The sequence below is a fragment of the Bilophila sp. 4_1_30 genome, from assembly GCF_000224655.1.
Classification (GTDB): domain Bacteria; phylum Desulfobacterota; class Desulfovibrionia; order Desulfovibrionales; family Desulfovibrionaceae; genus Bilophila; species Bilophila wadsworthia.
In genome coordinates, this window is sequence record NZ_JH114231.1 from 186321 (window position 1) to 189736 (window position 3416).

General features: G+C 64.0%; 4 protein-coding genes. All 4 read left to right on the plus strand.

Translation table 11 applies throughout. From position 1 onward, the window contains the following. On the plus strand, positions 1-1801 hold a 1801-nt coding region (locus tag HMPREF0178_RS00960; protein WP_009368029.1), incomplete at its 5' end, for a hypothetical protein. A gap of 17 nt (positions 1802-1818) precedes the next feature. After that, complete coding sequence (locus HMPREF0178_RS20290) at positions 1819-2709, plus strand: hypothetical protein (protein WP_009368030.1); 891 nt, start codon at positions 1819-1821, stop codon at positions 2707-2709. A gap of 51 nt (positions 2710-2760) precedes the next feature. After that, on the plus strand, positions 2761-3078 hold the full coding sequence (locus tag HMPREF0178_RS00970; protein WP_157134852.1) for a hypothetical protein: 318 nt from the start codon (positions 2761-2763) through the stop codon (positions 3076-3078). Positions 3079-3081: 3 nt separating this feature from the next. Beyond that, a partial coding sequence (locus HMPREF0178_RS21815) for a hypothetical protein (protein WP_009368032.1) occupies positions 3082-3416 on the plus strand: 335 nt, incomplete at its 3' end.

Below are 3416 nucleotides of genomic sequence, written 5' to 3' on the forward strand. Positions count from 1 at the left end.
CAATCTCCCAACCGTCAACGTGACGGCGCGCGTTTACGACCAGAGCGGCAAACCGATTCACAAGGCCGTGGTCACGATGCGCCTGACGACCGTTGAAAGGTATTCCGGCTACATCGTGCCGCGCGAAGTGCGAGCCGAGACTGACGCCGCGGGCAAGGCCGTCCTTGCTGTCTGGCCCAACGAACTCGGCACGGAATCCTCCGAATACCGTGTTCATATCAAGTATCCGCACAACGGGTGCGAGTCTTCGTGTTTCAACGGCGGTTCCGGGTCGGTAAGCGGATATGCCGTCGTTCCGAACCATGACTGCGATTTGCAGGACATCATGGAACTGTCCCCTTATGAGCAGCGCGGCGCGGGGCAGGTCATCACGTCCGAAGTTGCCATGTATGCGGGGCAGGCGTCCGCCGCCCGCGACGCGGCGCAGAGCCACGCGCAGTCCGCACAGGCCAGCATCGGACAGGTGAACGCCGCTGCGGAAAAGGCCGAAGCGGCGAAAACCTCCGCGCAGATCGCGGCGGAACTGGCGACGGCCAAGGCCGGGGAAGCCGGGGAACTGGTGCAGCGGGCCAATGAGCGCATCGTCTATTTCGAGAGCGAAGTGACGCAGCGCGTGGAAACCGAAACGAACCGGCTGACCACGGCGGCGACGACCGTCATCACGGAGAGCCGGAACGACGCCCTGAACCAGATCGAACAGCGGACCACACAGTCGATCATGGAGGTGACGAGCAACGCCGCCACTCTGAAGGCTGACGCCGTGGAAGCCGTGACCCGTGCGGAGGCGCGGGCCGTGGACGCGCTGGACAAGGGCGTCGAGGACGGCCTCCGGCAGTTCCATGAAGAGGGTGAACTGTTCAAGGAGGATTTCGAGCAGCTCACCGAACGGGCCGAGTCCGCCGCGAAGAAGGCGGGTTGCGCGTCGCTGTCGGCCCAGAGCCACGCGAACCGGGCTTGCGAGTGCGCCAAGGCGGCCGAGCTTGCGGCCGAAACCTCCGAGGCTGCGCAGGCGAGCGTACTGGAAGCCGCACGGGCGGCCGAACTCTCAAAGACCTGCGCCGAGGCGGCTGCCGCTCGGGCTGATGCCAAGGCGTTGGAGATCGCCAACCGTGTCCACGATGCCGAGGACGCGGCCAAGACTGCGGAGAGGGCCGCGTCAGCCGCGAGGCAGGACGCCCTTTCCGCAGCGCAGTCCAATCAGGCCGCTGCCGTGGCCCGTGATGAGGCCATGCAGTCCGCCGAAGAGGCTGCCCAATCCGCCGCGGCATCAAAGGCGGATGCGGATAGGGCGGAAGAGCATGTCGGACGTGTCGAGGAGGAGATCAAACAGACCGCCCTCGACATCCTTACGCCGCAGGTTGTGACCGAGGCTGTGGCGAAGGCCACGGAAAAAGCCACGGAATCCGCAGGATTAGCACAGATACACGCCGAGGACGCACAGTTCGCCGCGAACGACGCCCGCAATACCGCCGTCATTTGCAAGAACAATGCGGACAGGGCGGTAGAGGCGAAGGATGCCTGTGAAGACCTCGCCGCGAGGTTCCTGCACGACTATCAGGTCGAGTCCGCCACGGTCGAATTGTCCGCGCAGATGGTGCGTCTGGCGGATCGCGTGACCCGCGTGGAGCTTGATCACATCAACATCCCCCACGGCGGGGACGGAAACCCCTCACCCGGCGGCTATGAACTGGCGCCGGGGGTGCGGGTTGTGCCTCTCACCGTTGTTGACGACGCCGTGAACGCCCCGGTTACCGGCGCGGCGCTTACCGCAGTCGTCGATGATTTTTCCCAGAACCCTTAACATGAAAGAGGATTGTCATGTCCAAGAAATTGCTTTCTCAGCTCCTTGACGAAAACGGAAACGAAATTCTGTATTCCGGCACCCTCGTCGTAGACGCAACGACCGGCAAGACCTTTTCCGAACATGTCGCCGACAAAAACGCCCATCCGGACTTTGGCGATCTCGCCATCCAGAACAAGGCCGACATCTTCGCCGATGCCGTTCTGACCGGTACTCCGGTCGTCCCCACCGCGCCCGCCGGGACAAACACCACGCAGGCCGCGAGCACCGAGTTCGTGGAACGTGCCGTGAACGCCGTGCTCGGAGCGAACGACGCGATGCTGTTCAAGGGCATCGTCGACGGCACCCATGCGTTGCCCGACGAGGCCTACCATACCGGCTGGACCTATAAGGTAAACGAGGCCGGAACCTACGCCGGGCAGGCGTGCGAAATCGGCGATATGGTCGTGTGCGTGAGCGATTTCGACACCACCGCCGCCAACGCCGACTGGGTCGTCGTGCAGCGCAATATCGACGGCGCCGTGACCGGCCCCACGGCCTCCACGTCTGACAATGTGGCGGTCTTTGACGGCGCGACCGGCAAGGCCATTGCCGACTCCGGCATCACCAAGGCTTCCGTATCCGGCGCTATCGCCAAGGCTCACGAGCACGCCAACAAAGCTCAACTGGACGCCATTACCGCTACCGGCGCTCAGGTCAATCAGGCCGTGGCCAATAGCCATACCCATGCCAACAGGTCGGCCCTCGACGCGATCGGCACGGATTCCGACGGCGATCTCACCTTTAACGGCAAAGCCCTGAACGGCGAAACCGGTGTGGCCTTCGTGGCCTCCGCCGAAGAAACGCCCGTGTTCACCGGCAAGCTGCGGATGGTCGTCGCCGACTATACGTCTCCGGCTGGCGTCTGAGCCTAGAACCGTCAAACAGGCCGGGGCGGCAACGCCCCGGTAGGGAACGCCATGTCGAAGACAGCACTTTGCCAGGTCTTGATGACAACGCTGGAGCGCCCCCTCACCCTGAACAGTGGGAAAGTGCTGCCTGCGGGAACGGAAGTTGTCCTGCTTCCCCAGACGACGGCGCACAGCGTTCTTGTTTCGGCTGATCAGACGCTCGCGGAAGCGTGGGACGGCCTTTCCAAAGTCGGTCACGTCCATGAAGACGATCAGGCCAATCTTGTACACTACGCCTCCGAGCTGACCCGGTATGCGGATCGGCTGGCGGCAATCGAGACGTGGGCGGTCGCCAACGGATTCACGCCGCCGACGCAGGGAGCATAACCTATGAGCCAGACTACAGAAACGCCGCAGCCGACCAACGCCGAGCTTGTTGCTCAGGTTGTCGGCGCGGTGACGGCGGTTCAGGACGCCGAGGCCGTATTGGTTGAGGGGGCCAAAAAACTCGCGGATCATATCGCGGACCCCAATGCCCACGGCAGGGACGTGGCCGCCTGCATCGCTCAGGCCGTTGCGGAGCATGATGGGAATGAGGGGGCCCATAACGGGACCTTCGTCAAGGCGGGCGACGCGCGGCTTACGGACGCCCGCGCCCCGAAGCCGCATAAGGACAGCCACAAGACGGGAGGGGCGGACGCGCTCGCCCCGGCGGACATCCGGGG

Bases quoted from the DNA above. Each gene is read 5' to 3' on its own strand.
- HMPREF0178_RS20290 (WP_009368030.1), top strand. From the start codon at position 1,819: ATGTCCAAGAAATTGCTTTCTCAGCTCCTTGACGAAAACGGAAACGAA.
- HMPREF0178_RS00970 (WP_157134852.1), top strand. From the start codon at position 2,761: ATGTCGAAGACAGCACTTTGCCAGGTCTTGATGACAACGCTGGAGCGC.